At 69.0% G+C, this 2,916-nt stretch carries 2 protein-coding genes and 1 pseudogene; all 3 read left to right on the plus strand.

The window, feature by feature from the left end; translation table 11 throughout:
• The first annotated feature begins 142 nt into the window (after positions 1 to 142).
• Positions 143 to 1,249: an alanine racemase gene (locus AQJ91_RS47845; RefSeq protein ID WP_079085763.1), complete on the plus strand. Its 1,107-nt coding sequence runs from the start codon at positions 143 to 145 to the stop codon at positions 1,247 to 1,249.
• 78 nt (positions 1,250 to 1,327) lie between these two features.
• The gene (locus AQJ91_RS47850; protein WP_067036579.1) at positions 1,328 to 2,062 is read left to right on the plus strand and encodes an SDR family NAD(P)-dependent oxidoreductase; all 735 of its coding nucleotides are present in this window, start codon (positions 1,328 to 1,330) and stop codon (positions 2,060 to 2,062) included.
• A gap of 479 nt (positions 2,063 to 2,541) precedes the next feature.
• Positions 2,542 to 2,799: pseudogene (locus AQJ91_RS58690) on the plus strand (transposase); the annotation flags it as partial.
• Positions 2,800 to 2,916: the final 117 nt, after the last annotated feature.

Raw genomic sequence — 2,916 nt, forward strand, 5'->3', positions numbered from 1 at the left:
GATGGTCTGCACCGCTGTGTAGGCCGGGGCCGACGGCGGTGCACGCAAGCGCGCGCGATGTCGCGGCCCGCGCACGTTCGGCATACAGGGGGCAGCACCCGTGCCCCTCGATCATTCCAGGCAGAACCACAAGGAGGGCAGCGTGAACCGGCTGCAACGAGCACTCGACGCGCTTGTCGAGCGGATCGACACCCCCGCGCCGATCGTGCTGGTCGACGTCATGCAGGGCAACATCGACCGGATACAGAGCTTCGCCAACCAGCGCAACCTCAAGGTCAGGCCGCACGTCAAGACGCACAAGTGCGTGGAGATCGGGCGACGCCAGATCGAGGCCGGCGCGGTCGGGATCACCGCGGGAAACGTCGGTGAGGCCGAGGTCTTCGCCGCGGCAGGGTTCGACGACATCTTCCTCGCCTACCCGATCTGGGCCGCGGGAACGAAGCGAGCCCGGATCCGCCGGCTCGCCGAGTCCGCCCGGCTGCGGGTCGGCGTCGACAACGTCGCGGCGGTAGAGGCCCTCGCCGACGCCATGGGAGACGAACCCGAGCGGCTGCAGGTCGTGATCGAGGTCGACTGCGGCGCCCGTCGTTCCGGGGCTCCGGCCGAGGCTGCGGGCGATCTCGCGCTCGCCGCCCGCAAGCGCGGTCTGGTGCCGGTGGGCGTCTTCACCTATCCAGGTCACGGCGGCGCCGGCCGGGACGTTCGCCAGCGCGCCGCGCAGGACCAGGAGACCGCGCTCACCACGGCGGTACGCAGCCTCGCCGACGTCGGGGTCACCGCTGAGGTGGTCAGCGCCGGCTCCACTCCCACCCTTGAGTTCTCCACCAGCAGCGTGATCACCGAGATCCGTCCCGGCGAGTACGTCTTCGGTGATCTGAACAACGCCCGGCTGGGCTCCTGCGGGGAAGACCAGATCGCGTTGTTCGTCGCCGGCACCGTGGTCAGCGACTGGGTCCCCGGCCAGGTCATCCTCGATGTGGGCACCAAAGCCCTCAGCCGTGAAGGCAGCCCCGAGATCGGCTACGGCGGCATCGCCGGCACGAAGGCGGTTCTGGGCAAGCTCAACGAGTACCACGGATTCCTCCCGCTGCCGGACGGCGAGTTCCGGCCCAGCGTCGGCACCGTCGTACCGGTGGTGCCCAACCACGTATGCCCGGTCGTCCTCGGTTTCGAGGAACTGATCGTCACCGACAGCACGGGCACGTCGCTGCAGCGGTGGCCGGTCGACGCCCGCGGATTCCTCAACTGACCGGCATGGGACGAGACCCTCGCCCTGCCCAAGCTCGCAACCCGACGACCGACCTCCCCCGCAATAGGAGTGCCTGACATGAGACTCAACAACGTCACGGCCCTGGTGACAGGCGCCAGCAGTGGCATCGGGCAGGCGGTGAGTTCCCACTTCCGCCGCGAGGGCGCGCGGCTGCTGCTCACCGGCCGCAGGGAGCGGCTCGACAGCGCTCAGCCCGACGACCTGTACGTTCCCGGAGACCTCAACGACGAGACGTTCGTCGAGCACCTGGCCAAGCAGGCCGCCGAGTCCTTCGGCACCGTCGACGTCGTCGTCCTCAACCACGGCCTGCAGGCCGCCAGTCCGCTCACCGAGATGGCCTGCGACGATGCGAAGAACGTGCTCGAGAGCAACCTGCTCAGCGCGTTCCTGGTGATGAAGCACTTCGCGCCGCTGATGCCCGAGTCCGGCGGCTCGTTCGTCTGCGTCAGTTCACGGCTGGGCATGGTCGGCATGTCCGGGCAGGTCCTGTATTCCGCCGCAAAGGGGGGCCTCATCATGCTCGCCAAGGGCGCGGCGATCGAATGGGCCCCGCGCAACATCCGTGTCAACGTCGTCGCTCCTGGCCTGACCGCCACGCCGATCATCGAAGCGGCGTTCCAGCGCAGGCCCGACCCCGAGGCCTACCGCCGCGAGCGCGAGAGCACGATCCCGCTCCAGCGCCTCGCCACCCCCGAAGAGGTCGCCGACGCGGTGCTCTTCTTCGCATCGTCGGAGTCGTCGTACGTGACCGGATCGGTCCTGACCGTCGACGGCGGGTACACCGCTTTCTGAGCACCCCTGCTGGGCATCACCACCAGCAGTGGGCTGAACGACCTGCTCTCCGTCACGCCTTCTGCCTCGGGCGACCGCCGATTGCGGCATGAACGATCGAACACGCGTCGAGCGCGTACCCCGTTCGCCGCATTCGAACGGTGCCACCCACAGTGCGCCTGTGCCGACAACCGCGTCCGAGCCACCCGGCCACCCCGGCACCAGCCGCGACGCGTCGCCGGCCTCCGCACATCGGGAACGGGCCACGCCCACGAGTGCGTGCCAGACGCCGCTCGGCAACGGCTCATCGACCGTGGCTGCGGCCACGAACTTCTCCAGCCCAAAAAGGAAAGACATGTCGCTCCTGAAGGCCTTCGGGACCTCTCGCGAAGCCACCCGCTGAGCAACGTCGCCGGGGCCGATGGACCGCTCGGCCCGTCCCTCAGACGCAGGCCCGGCCCTGCTTCATCCCTCACGAGAACCCTCATGCTGCGGCTCTGGTGAGGACCGCCCCCACTCCGCTGGTCACCGCCTGTCACGTCTCCAGCTTCCCCACCGCCACTCACCCGGTCTTCTAGCCGGCGTCGCTCCGACGACAAGGTCATCGGGGACTTCGATCCACCGCGAACACGCGCCCAAAGCGGCGATCGGCAACGCAAGCGGACGCTGCTCTGTCCGCGTTCGCCACACTGCACCATCCCACCCCCTCCCGCACCCGCGAGGTAAAGCCCCGCACAGCTGGTCCCACGCGTCCCCAGATGAGGAGTATTGCCATGAGTGATGCCCAGATCGGTCGTAGAGCGCTCCTGCGCAGAGCAGGCGGCCTCGCCGCCCTCGCCGCTCTTCCCTCCCTCTCCGCCTGCGGGACCGGCACC

It is taken from the genome of Streptomyces dysideae (assembly GCF_001514305.1).
GTDB lineage: Bacteria > Actinomycetota > Actinomycetes > Streptomycetales > Streptomycetaceae > Streptomyces > Streptomyces dysideae.

Coding starts and splice junctions, on each gene's coding strand:
- AQJ91_RS47850 (WP_067036579.1), top strand. CDS start 1,328: ATGAGACTCAACAACGTCACGGCCCTGGTGACAGGCGCCAGCAGTGGC.